Origin of the sequence: Cupriavidus sp. MP-37, assembly GCF_020618415.1 — a bacterium.
In the GTDB taxonomy this organism is placed as follows: Bacteria; Pseudomonadota; Gammaproteobacteria; order Burkholderiales; family Burkholderiaceae; genus Cupriavidus.
The window spans coordinates 1,979,278-2,002,497 of record NZ_CP085344.1 but is presented as its reverse complement, the minus strand read 5'-3'; the positions used below and the strand labels follow the sequence as shown (position 1 = coordinate 2,002,497).

The window sequence follows — 23,220 nt, the reverse complement described above, 5'->3', positions numbered from 1 at the left end:
CCTCTCCAAGCGCAGATGTCCCGGCAACAAGTGGCTGATAAACCATACATCACTTGCATCCCGAGCGTTATTTCAACTTTTTGATTTACGTATTAAGTGCTTGCGTAGCTCAGCGAGCACAGCAAAAGCCAGCCACAGGGCTGACCAGCGCAATCCCGGCAACCAGCGCCCACCTCATCCCGGCAAAAGCTTCAGCCCGCCAATGCCGACGAAGATCAGCCCGATCAGCACTAGCCGCAGCGGCGACGCGCTCTCGCCCAGGAACAGGATGCCGATCAAAGTCACACCGATCGCGCCGATGCCGGTCCAGATCGCATAGGCCGTCCCCACCGGCAGGTGCCGCAGCGCCGCGCTGAGCAGGTAGATGCTGGCCAGCGCGGCGCCGATGCCAAGCGCCGTCGGACCGAAGCGGGTCCAGCCGTCGGTATGCTTGAGCGCCAGCGCCATCACGATCTCGATCAGCCCGGCCAGCACCAGCAGCGTCCATGCCATTGCCATGTTGTTCTCCTCGTTGCGCCGCCCGGCATCCGTTGCCGGCGACGTCCAGCCACTGTAGGCTGTGCGGATCCGCACGCATACTGGCGAAATCTGCAAAAGGGCTATGCAAACATGCACGAAGCCGACTGGGACGACCTGAAATACTTCCTTGCCGTGGGCCAAGCCGGCTCGCTGGCCGGCGCCGCGCGCGCCCTGCACGTCAACCACTCGACGGTGCTGCGCCGCCTGGCGCGGCTGGAAGACACCTTGGGCACGCTGCTGTTCGAGCGCCATGCCACCGGCTACGCCATGACCCCCGCCGGCGAAGCGCTGGCGCAACGGCTGGCCGGCGTGGGCGAACAGATCGATGCGGCGCAACGCCAGCTGTCCGGCCTCGACAGCCAGCTGAGCGGACCGTTGCGCGTGACCACCACCGATACGCTGCTCGGCGCGCTGCTGATGCCGCTGCTTGCCGAGTTCAGGTCGCTGCATCCACGCATTCAGCTGCAGCTCGTCGTCAACAACAGCTTCCTCAGCCTGAGCCGGCGCGAGGCCGACGTGGCGATCCGCCCGGCCAACGCGCCGCCGGAGTACCTGGTCGGACGCCGCATCGGCCGGCTGCAGACGGCGCCGTACGCGGCGCGAGACTACCTGCGTCAACTCGGGCTGCCGACCGACGAGGACCACCCCGCGCTGGCGGATTGGCCGGCCTATGACTGGGTGGTGCCGGACGAAGCCCTGTCGCACCTGGCGCAGTCGCGCTGGATCCGCGAGCACGTGCCGGAGCCGCGCCGCGTGGTCAGCGCCGACAGCCTGGTGGCGATGGCGGACGCGGTCCGGCATGGCATGGGCGCCGGCATGCTGCTGTGCCTGCTGGCGGGTGACGATCCGGCGCTGGTGCGGCTGGCGCCGGCCGACGCCGCCATGGATACCGACCTGTGGGTGCTGACCCACCCGGACCTGCGGCACAGCGCGCGCGTGCGGGCGCTGGCGGATTTCCTGCATGAGCGGCTCAGAGAAGGGCGATGGCTGGCGGGATGACACTTCCCGCGACAATATTCAAATCGCTGCTGAGTTTTTTTACTTGCGGCCTTTGCCAGGGTCGCAAACAATCCGAACATTAATTGTCGCGGGTGGATTTGGTACCAGGTTGAGCCCGTTCACCGCGCGCACGCGGGTCTGCTTCAGCCGATAGTCGTTCAGGGACATATTGCAAGGACACAGACTTGCCATGTTGAAGCAGATCGAAAGCGGATCGTATTCTTCCGGCAACCAACCGTCCGAGGACGTTTGCGGCTATGTGGCCGATGACACGTCCGTGCACGCCTGGGTCATCGACGGCGCTACCGGAATTTCTCCATCCTTGATGCTGGCGCCCAATCATTCCGACGCCGAATGGTACGCGCTCCGGATTAACTGGCACTTGCATCGCTCGATCGTGTGCAACGGTACCACGCACGATTCGGATGCGCTGCTCGCGTCTGCCATCGACGCTGCGAATGCGGACTGTCGTGCATTGATCAAAGGTCGCGCTGCCGATGCGCACCTTCTGCCCTCTGCCTCGGTCATCCTGGCAAAGGTCCAACGGCATTCGGGAGGCCACCGGGTTTCGTTTGCCAAACTCGGGGATTGCTGCGGCGTGTTACGGAGCGGACCTGGATCGGCTCATATCGTGGAATCCACGCTCGGACCATCGTTCGATCTGGAATTCGATGAACTCGCTGCGCGCCTTGCACAGACGCCTGGAGACAACGAACGGCGCAGCGCTGTCCTGGCAGATATCTCGCGACGCCTGCTCGCCAGGCGCAAGACGATGAACCAGCCTGGGGGCTATGCCATCGCGGCGCCCAACTGGGACCCCTCCACTCTTGCGTTCGAATCGTTCCATGCCATCGAACCGCCATCGCTAATGTTGTTGAGTGATGGCGCCGCCAGGCTGATCGACAAATACGGCGCCTGTACCCTTGAAGACGCGCTGGACGAAGTCTTCAGGATCGGGGTGGCGGGACTCGTAAGCAAGGTCCGCGAAATCGAGCGCGACGATCCCGCCTGCCAGTCGTGGCCGAGATTGAAAGCCTCCGACGACGCCACGATTGTCGCACTTCAGGTCGGCGCACATATTCCGTGAAGCCCGCCGGATCGACGGGCTTGCGGCTCCTACCCTCGGGACGCAGCTCCTGACAGGAATCGCCAATGGGATCACACCCGTCGCTGCGCGACTCAACACGGCAGCGTTAAGCCGCGTCAGGTAGCACTAAGAGTCGTGACAGCTTGAATGCGCACTACGTCGGTGGAACCGTCTCACGCCGCCGGCGCATACATCTCCAGCAACTGCTCATCGGTAAAGCCCCACTCCGCCGCGTTCTCGAACGCCACCACGGTTTCGTCGCCATGGCGCAGGTCGATCAGCTCGGTCGGCACCGGCCGCGACTGCGACACCGAATAGAACGCCATCACCTTGGGCCGCAGCGGATCGGCGTCATGCTGCGCGCACACCACCGCGAGCCGGTTCGAGCGCAGCCGCAGCACGGTACCGAGCGGATAGATGCCGACGGTGCGCGAGAAGGCCTTGAACACGCGCCGGTCGAACAGCGTGTCGACGCGCACGGCCATGTATTCCATGGCGCGGGCCGGCGACCATGGCTGGTGCCCGGGGTGGCTGGCGGTGAGCGTGTCGTAGGTATCGCAGATCGCGCCGATCCTGGCGTGCACGCTCAGTTCCCGCCCGACCAGTCCGAACGGAAAGCCGCGCCCGTCGACGCGTTCATGGTGGTGGACGCAGACATCGAGCGGGATGTTCGAATACAGCCGGGCTTCGTTGAGGATGCGGTAGCCCGCGGAAGGATGGCGGCGGTAGGCCTCCTCCTGCTCGGGCGTGCGCTCGCCGGCGCGGAGGATGGCGGCGCCGGGCACGGCCAGCTTGCCGATGTCATGCACCAGCCCGGCCAGGCCCAGTTCGCGCACCTCGTCGTCGGGCAGGCCCAGCGTGCGGCCGACCGCGATCATCAGCGCGCAGACCGCGAACGCATGCAGGTAGTTGTCGTCGCCACGGGCCTTGAGCCGCGCCAGCGCCAGCAGTGCCTGGCCATGGCGCGACAGCGAGCGCGAGGCCGCGTCGACCAGCAGCAGCGCGCCGCTGACCTCCAGCGCCCGCCCCATGCGCACGTCGGCAAACATCGAGCCGATCACGGCCTTGCCGGACTGCAGCAGTTCGCGCGCATGCACGATCTCGGCTTCGAGCGTGGTGGCTGGCGCTGCATCGGCCGGGCCATCGGCGCCGGGCGCAAGCTGGGCCGGGGCAATGGCCGGGGCGGCGTTGGCCGCCTCTTCCGGCGTCGGCAGATTGCGGCCCTTGAGGATATCGATCCAGACTTCGCGCACGCCCGCCGACCGGATCTGCCGTACCTGCTCCTCGCTGGCGACCAGGAAGCGCGCGCGCCAGAACGGGTGGCTGATCCAGGGCCCGCCCAGCCTGGCGACGAACATCCCGACCTGCAATTGCTCCGACCCAATGCGTCTCAGCATGCGCGACCCCCTCGGATGATGGTTTTCTTGTTGTCGCCCCGGCTATCGGCAGCGGCGGGCATAACTTGAGCGGTCACGGCGACCAGAACCGCGCCGGCCACCCTTGTCAAGCGCCGCCCAAATGCCCGGACGGCGCCGTCGGGCATTGCCGGCATGGCCATGGCCGCCGCTACAATGGCTGGCCCAGTGCTCACAGACGCCAGCCAGTCGCCCCCGTTCACCCATGTCCGGAACGTACACGCTAGTCGGCATCGCCCGTGCCAAGACCCATCGCCGCGACGCGCTGGTTTCCCAGCTCACCGCGTTGCGCTCGCGCGGGCTGACCGAGCCCGGCTGCCTGGACTACCACGTCGGGCAGGATGCCGAGGATGCGCGGGTGTTCGTCATCTACATGGTCTGGGACTCCAAGCGCGCGCTCGAATCGCACCTGAACCGCCCGTATATGCGCGATTTCCACGCGGCGCGCGCGGACTTCGTCGAAGGCGATTTCAGCTTCCGCTGGCTCAACGCCGCCTGAGCCTGCCGGCTCGATACCACCCGGCGCAAGGCGCCATCCCGGTCACTTCCCCCGGTTCGGTCGCGCCTGCGGCCGCCCTGCCCGCTTGTCATTCCCGCCGCACCGATCTATCACTCAAGGTGACGCCCGCCACGGGCGCGGCAGGAGTGCACCATGGAAGTCAGGGATGGATTTGCCGGCACCATCGGCCACACGCCGCTGATCCGGCTGGCCGGCGTGAGCGCCGAAACCGGCTGCGACATCTACGGCAAGGCGGAATTCCTCAATCCGGGCGGCTCGGTCAAGGACCGCGCGGCGCTCTACATCATCCGCGATGCCGAGCGGCGCGGGCTGCTGAAGCCGGGCGGCACGGTGATCGAAGGCACCGCGGGCAATACCGGCATCGGTCTGGCCCACCTGTGCGCGGCGCGAGGCTACCGCTGCATCGTGGTGATTCCCGACACGCAATCGCCGGAAAAAATGGAACGGCTGCGCATGCTGGGCGCCGAGGTGCGGGCGGTGCCGGCCAAGCCCTACGCCGATCCCGACAACTACCAGAAGATTGCCGGCCGGCTGGCCGACGAAACCGATAACGCGATCTGGGCCAACCAGTTCGACAACCTCGCCAACCGCCAGGCCCACTACGAGACCACCGGCCCCGAGATCTGGCACGCCACCGGCGGGCATATCGACGCGTTTACCTGCGCCACCGGCACCGGCGGCTCGCTGGCGGGCATCGCGCGCTGCCTGAAGGAACACAAGCCCGGCGTGCGCATCGTGCTGGCCGACCCGCACGGCAGCGGCCTGTACCACTTCGTCAAGCACCGCGAGGTCAAGGCCGAAGGCAGCTCGATCACCGAAGGCATCGGTTCCAGCCGCGTCACCGCCAACCTGCAGGACACGCCGATCGACGATGCCGTGCGCATCGTCGACCAGACCTGCGTCGACATGGTCTACCGGCTGCTGCGCGAGGAAGGGCTGTTCGTGGGTGGGTCATCCGGCATCAACGTCGGCGCCGCGGTGGCGCTGGCGCGCGCGATGGGACCGGGGCACACCATCGTCACGCTGCTGTGCGACCGTGGCGACCTGTACATGGGGCGGCTGTTCAATGAACAATGGCTGCAGGGCAAGGGACTGCAGCCGATTCCGTTCCGCCGGGCAAGCCCCGCCGGATAACGTCCACGCTAGGCCGCCTTGAGCCGCCGCCACAGCGTGGTCGGGCTGATGCCGAGGATATGGCAGGCGGCGGTCCGGTCGCCGCCGCACTCCTCCAGCACGCGCCGGATATGGTCGACTTCGCTGGATTGCTTGACGCGCGCGAGCGAGCGGCGCGCCCGTGCGGACGGCGCCGCCGGTGCCGCTTCGGACCCAGCCGCGTGCCCGGCCCCGGGCGCGTCGGCAAGCACGGCATCGCCGAACAGCTCGGGCGCGGCGGCATGCAGTTCGCGCTGCAAGGCTTCGCCGTCGAGCCGGCGGCCGGCCACCAGCACCGCGATGCGCTCGGTCACGTTTTCCAGTTCGCGGATATTGCCGGGCCAGCGGTAGCGCGCCAGCCGCGCGCGCGCCGCCGCGGGCAGGCGTTGCGGGCGTTCCAGCCCCAGCCGGTCCTGCGCGCGGCGGTACAGCAGCTCGGCCAGTTCGGGCAGGTCTTCGGCGCGCTCGCGCAGCGGCGGCATGGCAATGCGCAGGATGTTGAGCCGGTAGTACAGGTCTTGCCGGAAGCTGCCGTCGCGCACCATCGCGGCCAGGTCGCGATGGGTGGCGGCGATCACGCGCACGTTGACCGGCACCGCGTCGAGGCCGCCGATCGGCAGCACCTGCTTTTCCTGCAGCACGCGCAGCAGGCGCGTCTGCAGCGCGGGCGGCATGTCGCCGACCTCGTCGAGAAACAGCGTGCCGTTGTGGGCCGACTCGAACAGCCCGGCCTTGCCGCCGCGGCGCGCGCCGGTGAAGGCGCCCTCTTCGTAGCCGAACAGCTCGCTTTCCAGCAGCGCCTCGGGGAAGGCGGCGCAGTTGACCGCGACGAACGGGAACGCGCGGCGCGGGCTGGCATCGTGCATGCCTTGCGCCAGCACCTCCTTGCCGGTGCCGCTTTCGCCGCCGATCAGCACGGTCGAGTCCACCGCGGCGTAGCGCCGCGCCAGTTCGCGCAGCGCCGTCATCGCCGCCGAGGTGCCGGCGAGGTCGTCCAGGCTGTAGCGCACCGCCGCCGGCCGCGCGCGGCTGCGCGAACGCAGGTTGCGGTCGACGCGCTGGATCGCGCTGGCGTCCTGGATGGTCAGCACCGCGCCGGTGGTGCCGGCCTCGCCAATGATGGGGATGCGGTTGACCACCACCATCTTGTCGCCCAGCTTGTGGATCGCCTCGAGCTCCTTGTCGCCGGTCTGCATCACGCCTTCCAGCGCCAGGCCAGGCGCCAGCGTCTGCAGCTTGCGCCCCACCGCGGCGGCAGCGGAGGTGCCGAGGAAGCGCTCCATCGCCGGGTTGAACGACTGGATCCGCCCTTGCGCATCGACTGCCGCCACGCCCTCGTTCAGGTGCGCCAAGATGGTGTTGACGTAGTCGCGCCGGGTGGCCTCGATGCGGCGCAGGCGCGCGGCCTCGATCGCGTCTTCCAGCGCCATGCGCACCGAGTTGCCGGAGTACAGGAACACGCCGGTCAGTCCATGGCGGTCGGCCAGGTCGGTCACCAGGCCGGGGCCCACCACCACCTGGATGCCCTCCTGCTTGAGCGCCTTCACGCGCGCCACGGCGTCGTCCTCGGTCAGGTAGGTGTAGGCCGGCACCGACAGCGAGAACGCGCGCACGAATTCATCGACCTCGGCGTAGGTCGCCGCATGCGTGACCAGCGCAACCCGCGGCGAAATCCGCCGCGCGGTGGCCAGTGCGCTCATCACGTCAAAACCCGTGACCTTGACCAGCACCACCGGCACATCGACGTGCTGGCGCAGGTAGGCGCCGTTGGAGCCGCCGGCGACCACCACGTCGAGCCGGCCCTCGCGCACCTCGCGCGACACCGCGCTGGCGGCGGCCTCGAAGCCCTTGCCGACGATGCGGAATTCGGCGCGGTCGGCGTAGGCCGGGATCAGGTCGGCAAAGGCGCGCGCGAGGCGGCTGATGCCGATCGCCCAGATGCGCGGACGGCCTTGCGTGGAAACGGGAGGAGCCATGATGCGATGCGGAAAGGATGCGGGATGGAAGGTGGGATGAAAGGCGGCATGAACAGGCGTACAGTGCTGTCACATTGTCCGTTACGCGGGCCCGGATTTCAACTTTGAATTCCAAAAGGCAGCAGCTGGATTTCAATTGTGATGAAAAACCGGCATGAAACCCGTGACGGGATTCGGTGCACTGCCCACCAGCCCAGTGCTGGCAAGGCATCCCGCGCTTTCGGTGCGGGTTCGCAATGCCTGGCACACCCCTTGCAATATCGGGCTTGTCCCGTTCACCAACGCATACGCCATGACCTACTCCGCTTCCGACCTCGCGCGCTCCGCTGGCGCCCGCTTCCGCCAGGCGCTTGCCGACGAACATCCGCTGCAGGTGGTCGGCGCCATCAATGCCAACCATGCGCTGCTGGCCAAGCGCGCCGGCTACCGCGCCATCTACCTGTCGGGCGGCGGCGTGGCGGCCGGCTCGCTGGGCCTGCCGGACCTGGGCATCTCGAACCTGGACGATGTGCTGACTGATATCCGCCGCATCACCGATGTGTGCGACACGCCGCTGCTGGTCGACGTCGACACCGGCTTCGGCGCCTCGGCCTTCAACGTGGTCCGCACCACCAAGTCGCTGATCAAGTTCGGCGCCGCGGCCATGCATATCGAGGACCAGGTCGGCGCCAAGCGCTGCGGCCACCGTCCCAACAAGGAAATCGTCACCCAGGGTGAAATGGTCGACCGCATCAAGGCCGCGGTCGACGCCCGCACCGACGAGAACTTCGTCATCATGGCCCGCACCGACGCGCTCGCCGTGGAAGGCCTGGACAAGGCGATCGAGCGCGCCGTGGCGTGCGTCGAAGCCGGCGCCGACGCCATCTTCCCGGAAGCCATGACCGACCTGGCCATGTACCGCAAGTTCGTCGACGCGGTGAAGGTGCCGGTGCTGGCCAACATCACCGAGTTCGGCGCCACGCCGCTGTTCACCACCGAGGAACTGGGCGGCGCCGGCGTGTCGATGGTGCTGTATCCGCTGTCGGCCTTCCGCGCCATGAACAAGGCGGCGGAAAACGTCTATGCGGCGATCCGCCGCGACGGCACGCAGAAGAACGTGGTCGATACCATGCAGACCCGCGCGGAGCTCTACGAGAGCATCGGCTACCATGCCTTCGAGCAGAAGCTTGACGCCCTGTTCGCGCAAGGCAAGGGCAAGTAAGCAAGCAGACTCAGGCGCGGCCGGGCGGGGATCTCCCCTCCCGGCCGTTCGGCCACATAGATCCGGCCGATCACAAACAGGCAACACCAGGCATCACACCAAGGAGACCCAGATGTCCGAAGCGCAACCGCTCGTCACGCCCAAGCCCAAGAAATCCGTCGCGCTGTCCGGCGTTGCCGCCGGCAACACCGCGCTGTGCACCGTCGGCCGTACCGGCAACGACCTGCACTACCGCGGCTACGACATCCTCGACATCGCCGAGACCTGCGAGTTCGAGGAAATCGCCCACCTGCTGGTGCACGGCAAGCTGCCGACCAAGTCCGAGCTGGCCGCCTACAAGGCCAAGCTGAAGTCGCTGCGCGGCCTGCCCGCCAACGTCAAGGCGGCACTGGAATGGGTGCCCGCCAGCGCGCACCCGATGGACGTGATGCGCACCGGCGTGTCGGTGCTGGGCACCGTGCTACCGGAGAAGGAAGACCACAACACCCCGGGCGCGCGCGACATCGCCGACCGCCTGATGGCCAGCCTCGGCTCGATGCTGCTGTACTGGTACCACTACAGCCACAACGGCCGCCGCATCGAGGTGGAAACCGACGATGAATCGATCGGCGGCCACTTCCTGCACCTGCTGCACGGCGAGAAGCCGTCGGCGCTGTGGGAGCGCGCCATGAACACCTCGCTCAACCTGTATGCCGAGCACGAGTTCAACGCCTCGACCTTTACCGCGCGCGTGATTGCCGGCACCGGCTCGGACATGTACTCGTCGATCGCCGGCGCAATCGGCGCGCTGCGCGGCCCCAAGCACGGCGGCGCCAACGAGGTCGCGTTCGAGATCCAGAAGCGCTACGACAACCCGGACGAGGCCCAGGCCGACATCACCCGCCGCGTCGAGAACAAGGAAGTCGTGATCGGCTTCGGCCACCCGGTGTACACCACCGGCGACCCGCGCAACCAGGTGATCAAGGAAGTGGCGAAGAAGCTGTCGAAGGACGCCGGCTCGATGAAGATGTTCGACATCGCCGAGCGGCTCGAAACCGTGATGTGGGACATCAAGAAGATGTTCCCCAACCTGGACTGGTTCAGCGCGGTCAGCTACCACATGATGGGCGTGCCGACGGCGATGTTCACGCCGCTGTTCGTGATCGCGCGCACCTCGGGCTGGGCCGCGCACATCATCGAGCAGCGCATCGACAACAAGATCATCCGCCCCAGCGCCAATTACACGGGGCCGGAAAACCTGAAGTTCGTGCCGATCAAGGATCGCAAGTAAGACCGGCTGCCGGATTGCGCTGCGTCGGGTTGCATTGAATCCGAGCCTGCGGGCAAAGGGGTAGTTGGTCGCTATCATCGAACGATGAGCGGGGCCACTACCCCTTTTTCATACCTATATAGATTTCCCTACACCATGAATTCTGCAAACCGCAAACCGCTACCGGGCACCAAGCTGGATTACTTCGACGCGCGCGCCGCGGTCGAGGCGATCCAGCCGGGTGCCTACGACAAGCTGCCGTACACGTCGCGCGTGCTGGCAGAAAACCTGGTGCGCCGCTGCGACCCCGCCACGCTGACGGATTCGCTGAAGCAGCTGATCGAGCGCAAACGCGACCTCGACTTCCCGTGGTTCCCGGCACGCGTGGTGTGCCACGACATCCTCGGCCAGACCGCGCTGGTCGACCTGGCCGGGCTGCGCGACGCCATTGCCGACCAGGGCGGCGATCCTGCCAAGGTCAACCCGGTAGTGCCGGTGCAGCTGATCGTCGACCACTCGCTGGCGGTGGAATGCGGCGGCTTCGATCCCGACGCCTTCGCCAAGAACCGCGCCATCGAAGACCGGCGCAACGAAGACCGCTTCCACTTCATCGACTGGACCAAGAAGGCGTTCAAGAACGTCGATGTGATCCCGCCGGGCAACGGCATCATGCACCAGATCAACCTGGAGAAAATGTCGCCGGTGATCCACGCTGACCACGGCGTGGCCTACCCCGACACCTGCGTCGGCACCGACAGCCACACGCCGCACGTCGATGCGCTGGGCGTGATCGCCATCGGCGTCGGCGGCCTGGAAGCCGAGAACGTGATGCTCGGCCGCGCCTCGTGGATGCGCCTGCCGGATATCGTCGGCGTCGAGCTGACCGGCAAGCGCCAGCCCGGCATCACCGCCACCGACATCGTGCTGGCCCTGACCGAATTCCTGCGCAAGGAAAAAGTGGTCGGCGCCTACCTGGAGTTCCGCGGCGAAGGCGCGTCGAGCCTGACGCTGGGCGACCGCGCCACGATCTCCAACATGGCGCCGGAATACGGCGCCACTGCCTCGATGTTCTTTATCGACGAGCAGACCATCGAATACCTGCGCCTGACCGGCCGCACCGAAGAGCAACTCAAGCTGGTCGAGACGTACGCAAAGACCGCCGGCCTGTGGGCCGATTCGCTGCAGCACGCCGAATACGAGCGCGTGCTGACCTTCGACCTGTCGACCGTGGTGCGCAATATGGCCGGCCCGTCCAATCCGCACAAGCGCCTGCCGACCTCGGCGCTGGCCGAGCGCGGCATCGCCGTGGACCTGGACAAGGCCCGCGCGCAGGAAGCCGAAGGCCTGATGCCCGACGGCGCCGTGATCATCGCCGCCATCACCAGCTGCACCAACACCAGCAACCCGCGCAACGTGATCGCCGCCGCGCTGCTGGCGCGCAACGCCAACGCGCGCGGGCTGACGCGCAAGCCGTGGGTCAAGTCGTCGCTGGCGCCCGGCTCCAAGGCGGTCGAGCTGTACCTGGAAGAAGCGAACCTGCTGCCGGACCTGGAAAAGCTCGGCTTCGGCATCGTCGCGTTCGCCTGCACCACCTGCAACGGCATGTCGGGCGCGCTCGATCCGAAGATCCAGCAGGAAATCATCGACCGCGACCTGTACGCCACCGCCGTGCTGTCGGGCAACCGCAATTTCGACGGCCGCATCCACCCGTACGCCAAGCAGGCCTTCCTGGCCTCGCCGCCGCTGGTGGTCGCCTACGCCATCGCCGGCACCATCCGCTTCGATATCGAGAAGGATGTGCTGGGTACGGACCAGGACGGCAAGCCGGTCTACCTGAAGGACATCTGGCCGAGCGACGAAGAGATCGACGCCATCGTCAAGCAGAGCGTGAAGCCCGAGCAGTTCCGCAAGGTCTACGAGCCGATGTTCGCGCTGACCGCCGAGACCGGCGAGAGCGCCGCGCCGCTGTACGACTGGCGCCCGCAGAGCACCTATATCCGCCGCCCGCCGTACTGGGAAGGCGCGCTGGCCGGCGCGCGCACGCTGCGCGGCCTGCGTCCGCTGGCGGTGCTGGGCGACAACATCACCACCGATCACCTGTCGCCATCCAACGCGATCCTGCCGAACAGCGCGGCCGGCGAGTACCTGGCGAAGATGGGCCTGCCGGAAGAGGATTTCAACTCGTACGCGACGCACCGCGGCGACCACCTGACCGCGCAGCGCGCCACCTTCGCCAACCCCACGCTGATCAATGAAATGGCCGTGGTCGACGGCCAGGTCAAAAAGGGTTCGCTGGCGCGCATCGAGCCGGAAGGCAAGGTGGTGCGCATGTGGGAAGCGATCGAAACCTACATGGAGCGCAAGCAGCCGCTGATCATCATCGCCGGCGCCGACTATGGCCAGGGTTCGTCACGTGACTGGGCCGCCAAGGGCGTGCGCCTGGCCGGCGTCGAAGCCATCGTCGCCGAAGGCTTCGAGCGCATCCACCGCACCAACCTGATCGGCATGGGCGTGCTGCCGCTGGAGTTCAAGCCGGGCGTGAACCGCCTGACGCTGGGCATCGACGGCACCGAGACCTTCGACGTGATCGGCGAACGCCAGCCGCGCGCGACGCTGACGCTGGTGGTGCATCGCAAGAACGGCGAGCGCGTGGAGGTGCCGGTAACGTGCCGCCTCGACAGCGATGAAGAGGTGTCGATCTACGAGGCTGGCGGGGTGCTGCAGCGGTTTGCGCAGGACTTTCTGGAGTCGAGCAAGGCGGCGGCTTGAGCTTGGACTGCTACCGAAGCCGACGGTGTGCTCCCCTCTCCCGCTTGCGGGAGAGGGGCCGGGGGTGAGGGCCGGCGCGTCCAGTACCGAAGCGCCTGACTTCGTGGAGGCTCCCGCCCTCACCCCCACCCCTCTCCCACTTCGCGGGAGAGGGGAGCGTCCGCCAAGGGCGGTGGCATGCAATCAGCCACCCCGCATACGAACCGCGCGTTGCCTGCGCGCACATTGATTCCCAAGCTGTACAAGGCCCCCGGCCTAACCAGGACTAAACATTCCCATGGCCCACGTACCCCAGATCAAAATCCCCGCCACCTACATCCGTGGCGGCACCAGCAAGGGCGTGTTCTTCCGCCTGCAAGACCTGCCCGAGCGCGCCCAGGTGCCCGGCCCCGCGCGCGACGCGCTGCTGCTGCGCGTGATCGGCAGCCCGGATCCCTATGGCAAGCAGATCGACGGCATGGGCGCAGCCACGTCCAGCACCAGCAAGACCGTGATCCTGTCGAAGAGCACGCGCCCGGACCACGATGTCGACTACCTGTTCGGCCAGGTCTCGATCGACCAGCCCTTTGTCGACTGGAGCGGCAACTGCGGCAACCTGTCGGCCGCGGTCGGGCCCTTCGCAATCAGTGCCGGCCTGGTCGACCCGAGCCGCATCCCGCGCAACGGCGTGGCCGTGGTGCGCATCTGGCAGGCCAATATCGGCAAGACCATCATCGGCCACGTACCCATTACCAACGGCGAAGTGCAGGAAACCGGCGATTTCGAACTGGACGGCGTGACCTTCCCCGCCGCCGAAGTCCAGCTCGAGTTCATGGACCCGGCCGCCGAGGAAGAAGGCGCCGGCGGCGCGATGTTCCCGACCGGCAATGTGGTCGATGACCTGGAGGTGCCGGGCGTCGGCACGCTCAAGGCCACCATGATCAACGCCGGCATCCCGACCATCTTCGTCAACGCCGACAGCATCGGCTACACCGGCACCGAACTGCAGGACGCCATCAACAGCGACACCAGGGCGCTGGCGATGTTCGAGACCATCCGCGCCCATGGCGCGCTGCGCATGGGCCTGATCAAGGACGTTGACGAGGCTGCCCGGCGCCAGCACACCCCCAAGGTGGCGTTCGTGGCCAGGCCGGCCGACTACGTAGCCTCCAGCGGCAAGCAGGTGGCCGCGGCCGACGTCGACCTGCTGGTGCGCGCGCTGTCGATGGGCAAGCTGCACCACGCCATGATGGGCACGGCGGCGGTGGCGATCGGCACCGCGGCGGCCATCCCCGGCACGCTGGTCAACCTGGCGGCCGGCGGCGGCGAGCGCAACGCGGTCCGTTTCGGGCATCCCTCCGGCACGCTGCGGGTCGGCGCCGAAGCGCAGCAGGTCGACGGCGAATGGGTGGTCAGGAAAGCCATCATGAGCCGCAGCGCGCGCGTGCTGATGGAAGGCTGGGTGCGCGTGCCCGGCGACGCGTTCTGAGCCGGGTGCAAGCGCAAGGCCGGCGCTGGCCCTGGTCAGCCGGCGCTGCCGAAGTATGCGCTTCGGGTTATGGCGGCGGCAGTTTCATGCCGAATCGGCATAACCCTTGCGCCGCTCTTCCAACGCGAATTTCTCCTCACGTATAGTCTCTGCCGCTGCCTGCGCCGGGCCCTGCACCACAGTCCCGGCGCCGGGCAGCCACCGACTGAACACGGACGGCACCATTCCACCCATAAGGTATGTCGTGCCGACTCCAGTACGGGCCACACGTTCGTATAGATACCCGAGGAGAATCATGAAACCTTTCGCCCGCGTCACCACGCTGGCCGCTGCCCTGCTGTCGGCAAGCCTGATCACCGGCGCCGCCCACGCGCAGCTCGCCCCCGCGGCCCAGCCTGCCACCGCCGCTGCCACGGCCCCGGCCGAAGCCCGCAAGGCCAACATCGTCATCATCGGCACCGGCGGCACCATTGCCGGCGCCGGCGCGGCGGCGACCAACACCGCCGCCTACCAGTCCGCCGTGGTCCCGGTCGACAAGATCATCGCCTCGGTGCCGGAGATCTCCAAGGTCGCCAACGTCAAGGGCGAGCAGATTTTCCAGATCGGCTCGGAAAGCTTCAACAACGAACGCCTGCTCAAGCTCGCCAAGCGCGTGTCGGAACTGCTCAAGCAGCCTGACGTCGACGGCATCGTGATCACGCACGGCACCGACACCATCGAGGAAACCGCGTACTTCCTCAACCTGACGCTGAAGAGCGACAAGCCGGTGGTGGTGGTCGGCTCGATGCGCCCGGGCACCGCGCTCGGCGCCGACGGCGCGCTGAACCTCTACGACGCCGTGCTGGTCGCATCCAACCCTGCTTCCAAGGGCAAGGGCACGCTGGCAGTGCTGAACGACGAGATCCACACCGGCCGCGACGTCTCCAAGACCAACACCTTCAAGACCGAGACCTTCCGCTCGCCGTTCGGCCCGCTCGGCTACGTGGTCGAAGGCCGCACGCTGTTCTACCGCCTGCCGGCACGTCCGCACACGCTGCAGACGCAGTGGGACATCGACAAGATCGACAAGCTGCCCGAGGTGGCAGTGGTCTATGCCTACGGCAACGCCAACCCGGCTGCGGTCGAGGCTGCGGTGAAGAGCGGCGCCAAGGCCATCATCTACGCCGCCACCGGCAACGGCAGCGTCGGCGACTACATGGTCGAGCCGCTCAAGGCCGCGCGCGCCAAGGGCGTGCACATCGTGCGCGCATCGCGCACCGGCAGCGGCGTGGTGGTGCGCAACGCCGAGCAGCCCGACGACAAGTACGACTGGATCGTCACCGACGACCAACTGCCGCAGAAGGCGCGCATCCTGATGGCGCTGGCGCTGACGCAGACCAACGACAGCAAGGCGCTGCAGCAGGTGTTCTGGAAGTACTGAGTGCCGTTCCGGGGCGTTAGCGGTGTTGCCGCCTGAGGCGCGCGCCTTCGCCCCGCCATTACCGCGCCATTACCGCGCCATTACCGCGCCCTTACCGCGCCCTCACCCCGCCCCTCTACCGCAAGCGGCAGAGGGGCGCCGCGTCCGCCGTGCCCCAGCCCGCCACAACGCCCGGCTCAACCCGCCAGCTGCCCCAGCACTTCACCACCGAAGGCCTCGATAAACGCCTGCTGGTTGACCCCGACGTTGTGCAGGAACAGCGCATCCACCCCCATCTGCAAATCTTCCGCCAGCCAAGCCGCATGCCGCCCCAGGTCCGATGAGATCCGCACTACGCGATCCATGTCGGCCGGCGTCACCGCCACCGCGCGCGCTTCGAAATCGGCGGGCATCGCCAGTTCGGCCGCATCGGCACTGTCCAGCAGATTGGTCCGCCACTGCGCATGCGCCAGCGCGCGCGCCGCTTCGTCGCCGGCCTGAGGGTCCGCATAGGCCAGCTTGACCTGCATATAGACCGGCCTGGCGCTGCCCGCCGCATCGCGGAAGGCATCGATGCGCGCGCGCATGCCCGCACGCTCGCCCGACACCATGATCAGCCCGTCCGCCCAGCCTCCGGCCCAGCGCGCGGTGGCTTCGGTCAGCGCCGCGCAGAACACCGGCGGCGGCGCTGCCGGCAGCGAGTACAGCCGCGCGCGCTCGACCGTGACCGCGCCGCGGTGGCTGACCTCCTCGCCGCGCCACAGCGCGCGCATGATCTCCACCGACTCGCGCAGCATGGCGTTGCGCCGTGGCTTGGGCGGCCACGCGCGGCCGGTAATGTGCTCGTTCAGCGCTTCACCGCTGCCCACTGCCAGCCAGAAGCGGTCCGGGAACAGCGTGCACAGGGTCGCCGCGGCCTGCGCGATGACGGCCGGATGGTAGCGGCCGAACGGACACGTGACCACACCCGCCGGGAGCGCGGCCTGCGCCATGGCGGCGCCCAGCCAGGTCCAGGCGTGGCCGCTGTGCCCTTGCGCCTCGCTCCACGGATGGAAGTGGTCCGATGCGCTGAGCGCACCGAAGCCCGCGTCGCGCGCCAGCACGGCCAGGCGCAGCAGGTGGTCGGGCGCGAACTGTTCGTGCGAAGCGTGATAGCCGATCAGCGCCATGGGGGCTCCCGGGTGTGGCTCAGGTGCGGACGATCGCGCCCGGCTCAGCCGGCATACGCCACCGTCGTCATCAGCGCCAGCGCGGCCTGGCGCGAATCGAGCCGCGTGTGCTGCACCACCACCGGCATGTCGGCTTCGATCACGCAGGCGTAGTCGGTGGCCACCGGCACCGGCTCAGGATCGCGCAGGTCGTTGAAGCGCAGATGCAGCGTACGGCGCGCCGGCACGGTCACGCGGTACGGCCCGGCCGGCTCGCGCCCGGCAAAGAACAGGGTCAGCGTGACATGCGCCGGCAGGTCGCCGGTGTTGAGCAGGCATGCGGTTTCGTGGCTGGCCAGCTCGCGGCTTTCGTCGCCGCGCGGGCGCGGCAGGTAGCCTTCGGCAATGACCCAGCGCCTTTGTCCGATCGCTTCCATCGTGCTTCTCCCTCCATGGCGATTGCCCGCGCGCGGCTCAGCGGTCCTCGCAACGGCGCATCCAGCGATAGCCGTAGCCGCCCAGCGCAAAGCACGCGGCACCGGCCGGGCTGGGCGCGTAGCCGCGGTCGGCGAAGACATCGCACAGCGCCACGCCGGACAGCTCGCCGATGCGGCATTCGACCGCCTCCGCGCCGAGGTTGACCAGCGTCACCGTGGTGCGGCCGTCGAGCGCATAGCGCAGCGCCAGCACCGCCGGGCAGTCGGTCGCGAGAATCGACCAGCGGCCATAGCCGATCTCCGGCATGCCCACGCGGGTGCGCAGCATGCGGCCCACCCGCGCCAGCAGCGAATCGGGCTGCAGCAGTTGCGCGTTGACATTGGTGGTGGCAAAGCGCAGCGGCCCTGCGCGGATCACCGGCACCTGCAGCGCAGCTGGCGCCGCGCCCGAGAAGCCGCCGTTCTCTTCATCCGACCACTGCATCGCCGTTCGCACCGCATGCCGTTCTTCCAGCGACAGGTCCTCGCCCATGCCGATCTCTTCGCCATAGCGCAGGATCGGCGTGCCCGGCAGCGAAAACAGCAGCGCCTGCACCTGGGCGATGTGCTGCACGTCGCCGCCCAGCATCGGCGGCAGGCGGCGGCGGATGCCGCGGTTGTAGATGCGCATGCGCGGCTCCGGGGCGAAGCAGCGCATTACCTCGTCGCGCTCGGCGTCGCTCAGGCGCTCCAGGTCGAGTTCGTCGTGGTTGCGCACCCACACCGCGTACTGCGCCAGCGCCGGCGGCGCGGGCTGTTCGCGCAGCGCGCGCTCGATCGGCTCGGCCCGGCGACGGGCCAGCGCCAGGAACAGGTGGTTGTTGAGCCAGAAGTTCGACAGCATGGTCAGCCGATGCCCGTCGCCGAAGTAATGCGCATACTCCTGCGGCGGCACGTCGACTTCGCCCAGCAGCACCGCGTCGGCGCGGCGCAGCGAGGCATGCCGGCGCAGTTCGTCCATCAGCCAGAAGCCGTCGCCGCCATCGGGCGCGGCCCGCGCCAGCTCGATCATGTGCGCGGCCGCATCGACGCGGAAGCCCGATACCCCGAGCCGCAGCCAGAACGACATGATGTCCTCGATCTCGCGCCGCACCGCGGGGTTGGCCAGGTTCAGGTCGGGCTCGTGCCGGTAGAACACGTGGCGGTAGTACTGGCCGGCCGCATCGTCCCAAGTCCAGACATCGTCCTCGACGGTCGGGAAGATCGGCTTGGCGGCGGTCTGTTCGGGCTGGTCGGCCCAGACGTAGTAGTCGCGGTACGGTGAATCCCGGTCCTTGCGCGCGGCCTGGAACCACGGATGCTGGTCCGAGGTATGTTGCGCGACCAGGTCGATTACCACGCGGATCCCCAGTTCCTCGGCCTTTTCCAGCAGCTTGACCACATCCTCCAGGGTGCCGAAGCGGGCATCGACATTGATATGGTCGACCACGTCATAGCCGCCGTCGCGCATCGGCGAGCGGTAGAACGGCGAGATCCACAGGCAGGTGATGCCGAGCCCGCGCAGGTACGGCAGGCGCGCGGTCAGGCCGGGGATGTCGCCCCAGCCGTCGCCGTTGCTGTCCTGGTAGACGCTGACGTCGACCTGGTAGACGATCGCGTTGCGATACCACAGTGCATTCATGAGGCGGCCTCCACGGGTTGCAGCAGCAGCGCCTGGTCGGACAGCAGTTCGCCGGCAAAGCGGCGCGGCACCGGCGCGCCGTCGCTGTCGGCAGCCACCTGCCACTGCCCTTCGAGCGCGAGCGTCTGCCGCTGCGCGGAAAAGTTGATGCAGGCTACGCGGACGTCGTCGCCATGCCTGCGTCGATAGGCAAGCACCTCCGGCGGCGACGGCAGCTCTTCCCAGCTGCCGCGGCGCAGTGCCGGGCTGGCGCGCCGCTGCGTGATCAGGGCGCGATACAGGTGCAGGATCGAATCCGGCCGGTACCGCTGCGAGGCCACCGACAACTCGCCCGCATCGGGCGGAAACGGCAGCCACGGCCGCGCGCCCTCCCAGCCGTGCGGCGGCGCCGGCAGCCACGGCAGCGGCGCGCGCGAGCCGTCGCGGCCGCCGGGATCGACGCGCTCGTGCGGCAGCGTCACGCAGTCCTGCAGGCCGAGCTCTTCGCCCTGGAACAGGAACGGCGTGCCGCGCAGCGTCAGCAGCATCAGCGCCGCGGCACGGGCGCGGCACAGCGAGCCGCCGTAGCGGGTGCGGTGGCGCTCGTTGTCGTGGTTGGACAGCACCCAGGTCGGCCACGCCTGCGCCGGCTGCAGCAGCGCATCGACCTCGCGGATGCAGGTGCGGAACACCACCGGATCCCATGGGGCATCCAGCGGCGGAAAGTTGAACGACAGGTGCAGCTCGTCGCCAGCGCCGTAGTACTGCACCACGGTCGCGGTCGAGCGGATGTTGACCTCGCCCACCAGCACGCGGTTGCCCGGGTAGCTGTCCACCAGCCGCCGGATGCCGCGCAAGACCTCGTGGCTGTAGGGATCGTCGTTGAAGTGCGCGAGCGGCTCGCCGGCCAGGCAACGCGGCTGGTCGGCAAAGCTCGGGTCCTTGCCGATGCAATGCGCCACGTCGATGCGGAAGCCGTCCACGCCGCGGTCCAGCCAGAAGCGCAGCACGCCATGCATGGCCGCCACCACCTCGGGGTTGCGCCAGTTCAGGTCCGGCTGCTGCGGCAGGAACAGGTGCAGGTAGTACTGCCCGGAATGCGCATCCCAGGTCCAGGTGCTGCCGCCGCCGATCGCGGCGCGCCAGTCGTTGGGCTGGTCGCGCCAGATGTACCAGTCACGCTTCGGATGGTCGCGCGCGCTGCGCGACGCCACGAACCAGGGGTGCTGGTCCGAGGTATGGTTGGGGACGAAATCCAGCAGCACGCGCAGCCCGCGCGCGTGGGCGGCATCGAGCAGCGCCTGCATGTCGGCCAGCGTGCCGAACACCGGGTCGATGTCGCAGTAGTCGCTGATGTCGTAGCCGGCATCGGCCATGGGCGAGCGGAACACCGGCGACAGCCAGATGGTGTCGGCGCCGAGCCAGCAGACATGGTCCAGCCGCGCGGCAATGCCGCGCAGGTCCCCCACCCCGTCGCCGTTGCCGTCGGCGAAGGAACGCGGGTAGATCTGGTAGACGATCGCGTCCTGCCACCACGGCGGCTCGTCGGTCACGGCAGGCAGCGGGTTTTCCGAAACGGGCGACTGGTCTTCAGCCATAGCGCAGAGTCCGGGCGGGTGTGGCCTGCCTGACACGCAATGTCTGTGCCGAACGGTCCGGCGCGGCGCAGCGATGCACCCTGCGTGCGCCAGGCACACAGGCTCTGCAAAAAGCACCCCGGCCACGGCGCCCCCGCCTGTAAAACCTTCTCGCGCCCCGACTGCAAGCTGCAGCGCGCTTCGCGCCTCGTGGTGTGTGGCGAAGCCAGGCGGTTAATTGCGTTACAGGGAACGGAAACCCGGCACCGGGCCTCAGAACATCGCGCTGCTCATCAGCGCCTTGGCGACCAGCGTGCCGGGCTCCTGGCCCTGGCTTGCCTCGGCCGAGTCGGCATACACCGCCACCTCGGTCACCACCTGGCGCCGGCCGCGCCGCACCACCTCGGCAACGGCGCGCAGCGCCACACCCTGCGCGGCAGCCAGGTACTGCACCGACAACGAACTGGTGGCGCCGCCCTTCACCGCGTCGGCACTGGCGCCGGAGGCGGCCGCGGCGGCGCCGGCGATATCGATCAGCGTGGCGATCACACCGCCGTGCACGGTGCTGCCATGGGTCACGTTGGTGGGCAGGTACGGCATGGACAGCTCGACATGATCGGGCGCCAGCTGGTCGAGCCGCACGCCGAGCGCCCGCGCCACCGGCGACGCCATCAGCACGTTGTCGATCATGGCGCGCATGCGCGGGTCGACCGCGGCAGTGCCGTCGGTCTCGGGCTGGCGGAGAATGGCTTGCAGCATGGTGGCTCCCTGGTCTCGCTGTGAATGCCATGAGCATAGAAGCCGGCGAACGCTGCCTCAATGATGTCGCAGGTAATCGGGGCGTGGCCGGGAAGCTGCTTGGCCAATGCGTTCCTGCCCTGCGGCGGGCATGGCGGTTTCGGGTAGCGCACCGTCCGAGGCCTTATAATGGGCTCCCGCTTCACCGCCCTTCGCCATTTTTGCCCCGACGATGCCGCAGCTGCCCGAATCCCACGCCGTCCATACCGAACCGGACCCGGGCACCACGGACGCCACGCTGAGCGAGCGCCCGGACAGCCCCTGCATCGGCATCTGCTCGACCTTGTTCGACGAGGTGTGCCAGGGCTGCGGCCGCACCGCGGCCGAGGTCAGCAACTGGGTGTTCTTCAGCGACGAGGAAAAGCAGCAGGTCTGGGAGCGCATCACGCGCGAAGGCACCGGCAAGCGTTTCCGCCAGGGCTGATACGCCCCGTCCCCCCGCTACTCGCCCGACAGGCGCCGCTCCATCGCCTCGACTTCGCGCCGTTCCAGGCGCTGGCGTGCCAGCTTGCGCCAGCTCTCGGCCAGCGGCGCCAGCGCGGCCATTTCCTCCAGCGCGGCATAGTCGAGCCGGTCGACATACAGCACCTGCAGCAGACGGTGCAGCGACCATCCGGGGCACGGCCGCGCCACCAGTTCCAGCACATCGCCCGCCGCGACCTCGCCGGCTTCCAGCACGCGGTAATACCAGCCCGTGCGCAGGCTCTGCTGCACGGCGCGCGACATGCCGGCATAGCCGAAGCGGTGGTTGAGCTTCCAGCAAGGCTGGCGCGCCTGCGACACCTCCACCAGCGCCGTGCCCAGCCGGAAGCGGTCGCCGATGCAGACGTCCGCTTCGGTCAGCCCCGTGGTGCTCAGGTTCTCGCCGAACGCGCCCGGCGTGTCGAGCACGCCGTCGCCAGAGACACCCTGCTCTTCCAGTGCCGCGCGCCACGCCGGGTAATGATCGAACGCATAGTGGTGCACTGCTTTTTCCGGGCCGCCGTGGTGCCGCGGATCGCCCTGCCCGTCGCCGGCCAGGCCGGTCGCGGTCACGCGGATCCGCGCGCGCGTTGCGGTCTTGGCAATGCCGCTGGGTACGCCCTTGGGGCCGAACGGGCGCACGGATCCGGTCAGCACCGCAGCAAGCGGCACGCGCAGGATAGCGACGGGCTGGCTCATAGTCCGGCCTGCTCCAGCCAGCGCGCGAACATGCGTTCCCCCGCCGCGGCGACGGTGGCGCCGACTTGCGCGGTACGGGCGCGGATGGTGCGCGGATCGATGCCGGCCCTGGCCAGTTCGACAGTATGGCCGATCAGCCAGGCCTCGATATCGCCCGGCATGACTTCGGGGTGGAACTGCAGCGCCAGCACCTGGTTGTCGATGGCATAGGCCTGGTTTTGTACCGCCGCGGTCGAAGCCAGCAATTGCGCCCCGGCCGGCAGGTCGAAGGTGTCGCCGTGCCAGTGCAGGACTTCCCAGTGAGCTCCGGCCAGCTCGGCCAGCGCCGAATCCTGTCCGGCCGGCGTCGGCGTGATGGGCGCCCAGCCGATCTCGCGGGCGCCGGGGTAGACCCTGGCACCCGCGGCGCGCGCGATCAGCTGCGCGCCCAGGCACACGCCAATGATCTTGCCGCCGGCCGCCAGGCGCTGGCGGATCAGCGCGATTTCCGCGTCCAGCCACGGATAGGCCTCGGTTTCGTAGACCCCGATGGGACCGCCGAGCACCAGCAGCAGGTCGGCCGGCTCGCTGGCGATCGGTGCCAGGTCGTCGACGCCGGCCTGGAACACCCGCAGCGTGTGCCCGCGCGCGCGCAGGGCGTTGCCGATCACGCCCGCGTGCTCGAAGGCGACGTGCTGGATCACATGGGTGGTACGGGTTGTCATCA

General features: G+C 68.2%; 20 protein-coding genes. 10 read left to right on the top strand and 10 right to left on the bottom strand.

What is annotated here, in order from left to right; all coding sequences use genetic code 11:
- Positions 1 to 174: 174 nt before the first annotated feature.
- Positions 175 to 492, bottom strand: coding sequence for a multidrug efflux SMR transporter (locus LIN44_RS09365; RefSeq protein ID WP_227314370.1), 318 nt, complete (start codon positions 490 to 492; stop codon positions 175 to 177).
- Between the two features lie 117 nt (positions 493 to 609).
- On the opposite strand from LIN44_RS09365, the gene LIN44_RS09360 reads away from it, so the two are divergent.
- Together LIN44_RS09360 and LIN44_RS09355 are read left to right on the top strand one after the other, a co-directional pair.
- On the top strand, positions 610 to 1,518 hold the full coding sequence (locus LIN44_RS09360) for a LysR family transcriptional regulator (protein ID WP_227311928.1): 909 nt from the start codon (positions 610 to 612) through the stop codon (positions 1,516 to 1,518).
- A 190-nt stretch (positions 1,519 to 1,708) separates the two neighbouring features.
- Entirely contained in the window at positions 1,709 to 2,605 is an 897-nt protein-coding gene (locus tag LIN44_RS09355; protein WP_227311927.1) for a hypothetical protein, read from the top strand.
- A 173-nt stretch (positions 2,606 to 2,778) separates the two neighbouring features.
- Here LIN44_RS09355 and LIN44_RS09350 read toward each other — a convergent pair whose 3' ends face one another.
- Positions 2,779 to 4,002, bottom strand: a complete 1,224-nt coding sequence (locus LIN44_RS09350) for an HD-GYP domain-containing protein (protein WP_227311926.1) — start codon at positions 4,000 to 4,002, stop codon at positions 2,779 to 2,781.
- Between the two features lie 223 nt (positions 4,003 to 4,225).
- Between LIN44_RS09350 and LIN44_RS09345 the strand changes: the two genes are divergently transcribed.
- Together LIN44_RS09345 and LIN44_RS09340 are read left to right on the top strand one after the other, a co-directional pair.
- On the top strand, positions 4,226 to 4,519 hold the full coding sequence (locus tag LIN44_RS09345; RefSeq protein ID WP_092318219.1) for a putative quinol monooxygenase: 294 nt from the start codon (positions 4,226 to 4,228) through the stop codon (positions 4,517 to 4,519).
- Positions 4,520 to 4,672: 153 nt separating this feature from the next.
- Positions 4,673 to 5,674 carry a cysteine synthase A gene (locus LIN44_RS09340; protein WP_227311925.1) on the top strand — a complete coding sequence of 334 codons (1,002 nt, stop codon included), beginning with the start codon at positions 4,673 to 4,675 and terminating at the stop codon, positions 5,672 to 5,674.
- An 8-nt stretch (positions 5,675 to 5,682) separates the two neighbouring features.
- Here the strand turns inward: LIN44_RS09340 and prpR are convergent, their stop codons facing one another.
- A complete protein-coding gene (prpR, locus tag LIN44_RS09335; RefSeq protein ID WP_227311924.1) occupies positions 5,683 to 7,668 on the bottom strand; it encodes a propionate catabolism operon regulatory protein PrpR in 1,986 nt (661 codons plus the stop codon).
- A gap of 292 nt (positions 7,669 to 7,960) precedes the next feature.
- Between prpR and prpB the strand changes: the two genes are divergently transcribed.
- From prpB to LIN44_RS09310, 5 genes are all read left to right on the top strand, one after another.
- Positions 7,961 to 8,869 carry a methylisocitrate lyase gene (gene prpB / locus LIN44_RS09330; protein ID WP_227311923.1) on the top strand — a complete coding sequence of 303 codons (909 nt, stop codon included), beginning with the start codon at positions 7,961 to 7,963 and terminating at the stop codon, positions 8,867 to 8,869.
- A gap of 112 nt (positions 8,870 to 8,981) precedes the next feature.
- Complete coding sequence (gene prpC, locus LIN44_RS09325) at positions 8,982 to 10,139, top strand: 2-methylcitrate synthase (RefSeq protein WP_227311922.1); 1,158 nt, start codon at positions 8,982 to 8,984, stop codon at positions 10,137 to 10,139.
- 135 nt (positions 10,140 to 10,274) lie between these two features.
- Positions 10,275 to 12,887 carry a Fe/S-dependent 2-methylisocitrate dehydratase AcnD gene (acnD, locus tag LIN44_RS09320; protein ID WP_227311921.1) on the top strand — a complete coding sequence of 871 codons (2,613 nt, stop codon included), beginning with the start codon at positions 10,275 to 10,277 and terminating at the stop codon, positions 12,885 to 12,887.
- 277 nt (positions 12,888 to 13,164) lie between these two features.
- The gene (gene prpF / locus LIN44_RS09315) at positions 13,165 to 14,355 is read left to right on the top strand and encodes a 2-methylaconitate cis-trans isomerase PrpF (protein WP_227311920.1); all 1,191 of its coding nucleotides are present in this window, start codon (positions 13,165 to 13,167) and stop codon (positions 14,353 to 14,355) included.
- Between the two features lie 295 nt (positions 14,356 to 14,650).
- Positions 14,651 to 15,775: an asparaginase gene (locus LIN44_RS09310; protein WP_227311919.1), complete on the top strand. Its 1,125-nt coding sequence runs from the start codon at positions 14,651 to 14,653 to the stop codon at positions 15,773 to 15,775.
- 176 nt (positions 15,776 to 15,951) lie between these two features.
- Here LIN44_RS09310 and LIN44_RS09305 read toward each other — a convergent pair whose 3' ends face one another.
- From LIN44_RS09305 to LIN44_RS09285, 5 genes are all read right to left on the bottom strand, one after another.
- Positions 15,952 to 16,923, bottom strand: coding sequence for a TIGR03885 family FMN-dependent LLM class oxidoreductase (locus LIN44_RS09305; protein ID WP_227311918.1), 972 nt, complete (start codon positions 16,921 to 16,923; stop codon positions 15,952 to 15,954).
- Between the two features lie 44 nt (positions 16,924 to 16,967).
- Complete coding sequence (locus LIN44_RS09300; RefSeq protein ID WP_227311917.1) at positions 16,968 to 17,339, bottom strand: sensory rhodopsin transducer; 372 nt, start codon at positions 17,337 to 17,339, stop codon at positions 16,968 to 16,970.
- Between the two features lie 37 nt (positions 17,340 to 17,376).
- Positions 17,377 to 18,999: an alpha-amylase family protein gene (locus tag LIN44_RS09295; RefSeq protein WP_227311916.1), complete on the bottom strand. Its 1,623-nt coding sequence runs from the start codon at positions 18,997 to 18,999 to the stop codon at positions 17,377 to 17,379.
- Complete coding sequence (locus LIN44_RS09290) at positions 18,996 to 20,576, bottom strand: alpha-amylase family glycosyl hydrolase (protein ID WP_227311915.1); 1,581 nt, start codon at positions 20,574 to 20,576, stop codon at positions 18,996 to 18,998. Before LIN44_RS09290 ends, LIN44_RS09295 begins: the two co-directional genes overlap by 4 nt.
- Before the next feature lie 252 nt (positions 20,577 to 20,828).
- Positions 20,829 to 21,314: a PaaI family thioesterase gene (locus LIN44_RS09285; RefSeq protein ID WP_227311914.1), complete on the bottom strand. Its 486-nt coding sequence runs from the start codon at positions 21,312 to 21,314 to the stop codon at positions 20,829 to 20,831.
- A 211-nt stretch (positions 21,315 to 21,525) separates the two neighbouring features.
- Here LIN44_RS09285 and LIN44_RS09280 point away from each other — a divergent pair, with 211 nt between their 5' ends.
- Complete coding sequence (locus tag LIN44_RS09280) at positions 21,526 to 21,777, top strand: DUF1289 domain-containing protein (protein WP_227311913.1); 252 nt, start codon at positions 21,526 to 21,528, stop codon at positions 21,775 to 21,777.
- A gap of 17 nt (positions 21,778 to 21,794) precedes the next feature.
- Here LIN44_RS09280 and LIN44_RS09275 read toward each other — a convergent pair whose 3' ends face one another.
- Both LIN44_RS09275 and LIN44_RS09270 read right to left on the bottom strand, forming a co-directional pair.
- Positions 21,795 to 22,514 (bottom strand): MOSC domain-containing protein, encoded by a 720-nt coding sequence (locus tag LIN44_RS09275; RefSeq protein ID WP_227311912.1) that lies wholly within the window; start codon positions 22,512 to 22,514, stop codon positions 21,795 to 21,797.
- On the bottom strand, positions 22,511 to 23,218 hold the full coding sequence (locus LIN44_RS09270; protein ID WP_227311911.1) for a glutamine amidotransferase: 708 nt from the start codon (positions 23,216 to 23,218) through the stop codon (positions 22,511 to 22,513). The genes LIN44_RS09275 and LIN44_RS09270 overlap by 4 nt, the downstream gene beginning before the upstream one ends.
- Between the last annotated feature and the right edge of the window lie 2 nt (positions 23,219 to 23,220).

What these genes read in the sequence shown, in the direction of transcription:
- LIN44_RS09365 (WP_227314370.1), bottom strand. Translation starts at nt 492, where the DNA reads ATGGCATGGACGCTGCTGGTGCTGGCCGGGCTGATCGAGATCGTGATG.
- LIN44_RS09360 (WP_227311928.1), top strand. Translation starts at nt 610, where the DNA reads ATGCACGAAGCCGACTGGGACGACCTGAAATACTTCCTTGCCGTGGGC.
- LIN44_RS09355 (WP_227311927.1), top strand. Translation starts at nt 1,709, where the DNA reads ATGTTGAAGCAGATCGAAAGCGGATCGTATTCTTCCGGCAACCAACCG.
- LIN44_RS09350 (WP_227311926.1), bottom strand. Translation starts at nt 4,002, where the DNA reads ATGCTGAGACGCATTGGGTCGGAGCAATTGCAGGTCGGGATGTTCGTC.
- LIN44_RS09345 (WP_092318219.1), top strand. Translation starts at nt 4,226, where the DNA reads ATGTCCGGAACGTACACGCTAGTCGGCATCGCCCGTGCCAAGACCCAT.
- LIN44_RS09340 (WP_227311925.1), top strand. Translation starts at nt 4,673, where the DNA reads ATGGAAGTCAGGGATGGATTTGCCGGCACCATCGGCCACACGCCGCTG.
- prpR (WP_227311924.1), bottom strand. Translation starts at nt 7,668, where the DNA reads ATGGCTCCTCCCGTTTCCACGCAAGGCCGTCCGCGCATCTGGGCGATC.
- prpB (WP_227311923.1), top strand. Translation starts at nt 7,961, where the DNA reads ATGACCTACTCCGCTTCCGACCTCGCGCGCTCCGCTGGCGCCCGCTTC.
- prpC (WP_227311922.1), top strand. Translation starts at nt 8,982, where the DNA reads ATGTCCGAAGCGCAACCGCTCGTCACGCCCAAGCCCAAGAAATCCGTC.
- acnD (WP_227311921.1), top strand. Translation starts at nt 10,275, where the DNA reads ATGAATTCTGCAAACCGCAAACCGCTACCGGGCACCAAGCTGGATTAC.
- prpF (WP_227311920.1), top strand. Translation starts at nt 13,165, where the DNA reads ATGGCCCACGTACCCCAGATCAAAATCCCCGCCACCTACATCCGTGGC.
- LIN44_RS09310 (WP_227311919.1), top strand. Translation starts at nt 14,651, where the DNA reads ATGAAACCTTTCGCCCGCGTCACCACGCTGGCCGCTGCCCTGCTGTCG.
- LIN44_RS09305 (WP_227311918.1), bottom strand. Translation starts at nt 16,923, where the DNA reads ATGGCGCTGATCGGCTATCACGCTTCGCACGAACAGTTCGCGCCCGAC.
- LIN44_RS09300 (WP_227311917.1), bottom strand. Translation starts at nt 17,339, where the DNA reads ATGGAAGCGATCGGACAAAGGCGCTGGGTCATTGCCGAAGGCTACCTG.
- LIN44_RS09295 (WP_227311916.1), bottom strand. Translation starts at nt 18,999, where the DNA reads ATGAATGCACTGTGGTATCGCAACGCGATCGTCTACCAGGTCGACGTC.
- LIN44_RS09290 (WP_227311915.1), bottom strand. Translation starts at nt 20,576, where the DNA reads ATGGCTGAAGACCAGTCGCCCGTTTCGGAAAACCCGCTGCCTGCCGTG.
- LIN44_RS09285 (WP_227311914.1), bottom strand. Translation starts at nt 21,314, where the DNA reads ATGCTGCAAGCCATTCTCCGCCAGCCCGAGACCGACGGCACTGCCGCG.
- LIN44_RS09280 (WP_227311913.1), top strand. Translation starts at nt 21,526, where the DNA reads ATGCCGCAGCTGCCCGAATCCCACGCCGTCCATACCGAACCGGACCCG.
- LIN44_RS09275 (WP_227311912.1), bottom strand. Translation starts at nt 22,514, where the DNA reads ATGAGCCAGCCCGTCGCTATCCTGCGCGTGCCGCTTGCTGCGGTGCTG.
- LIN44_RS09270 (WP_227311911.1), bottom strand. Translation starts at nt 23,218, where the DNA reads ATGACAACCCGTACCACCCATGTGATCCAGCACGTCGCCTTCGAGCAC.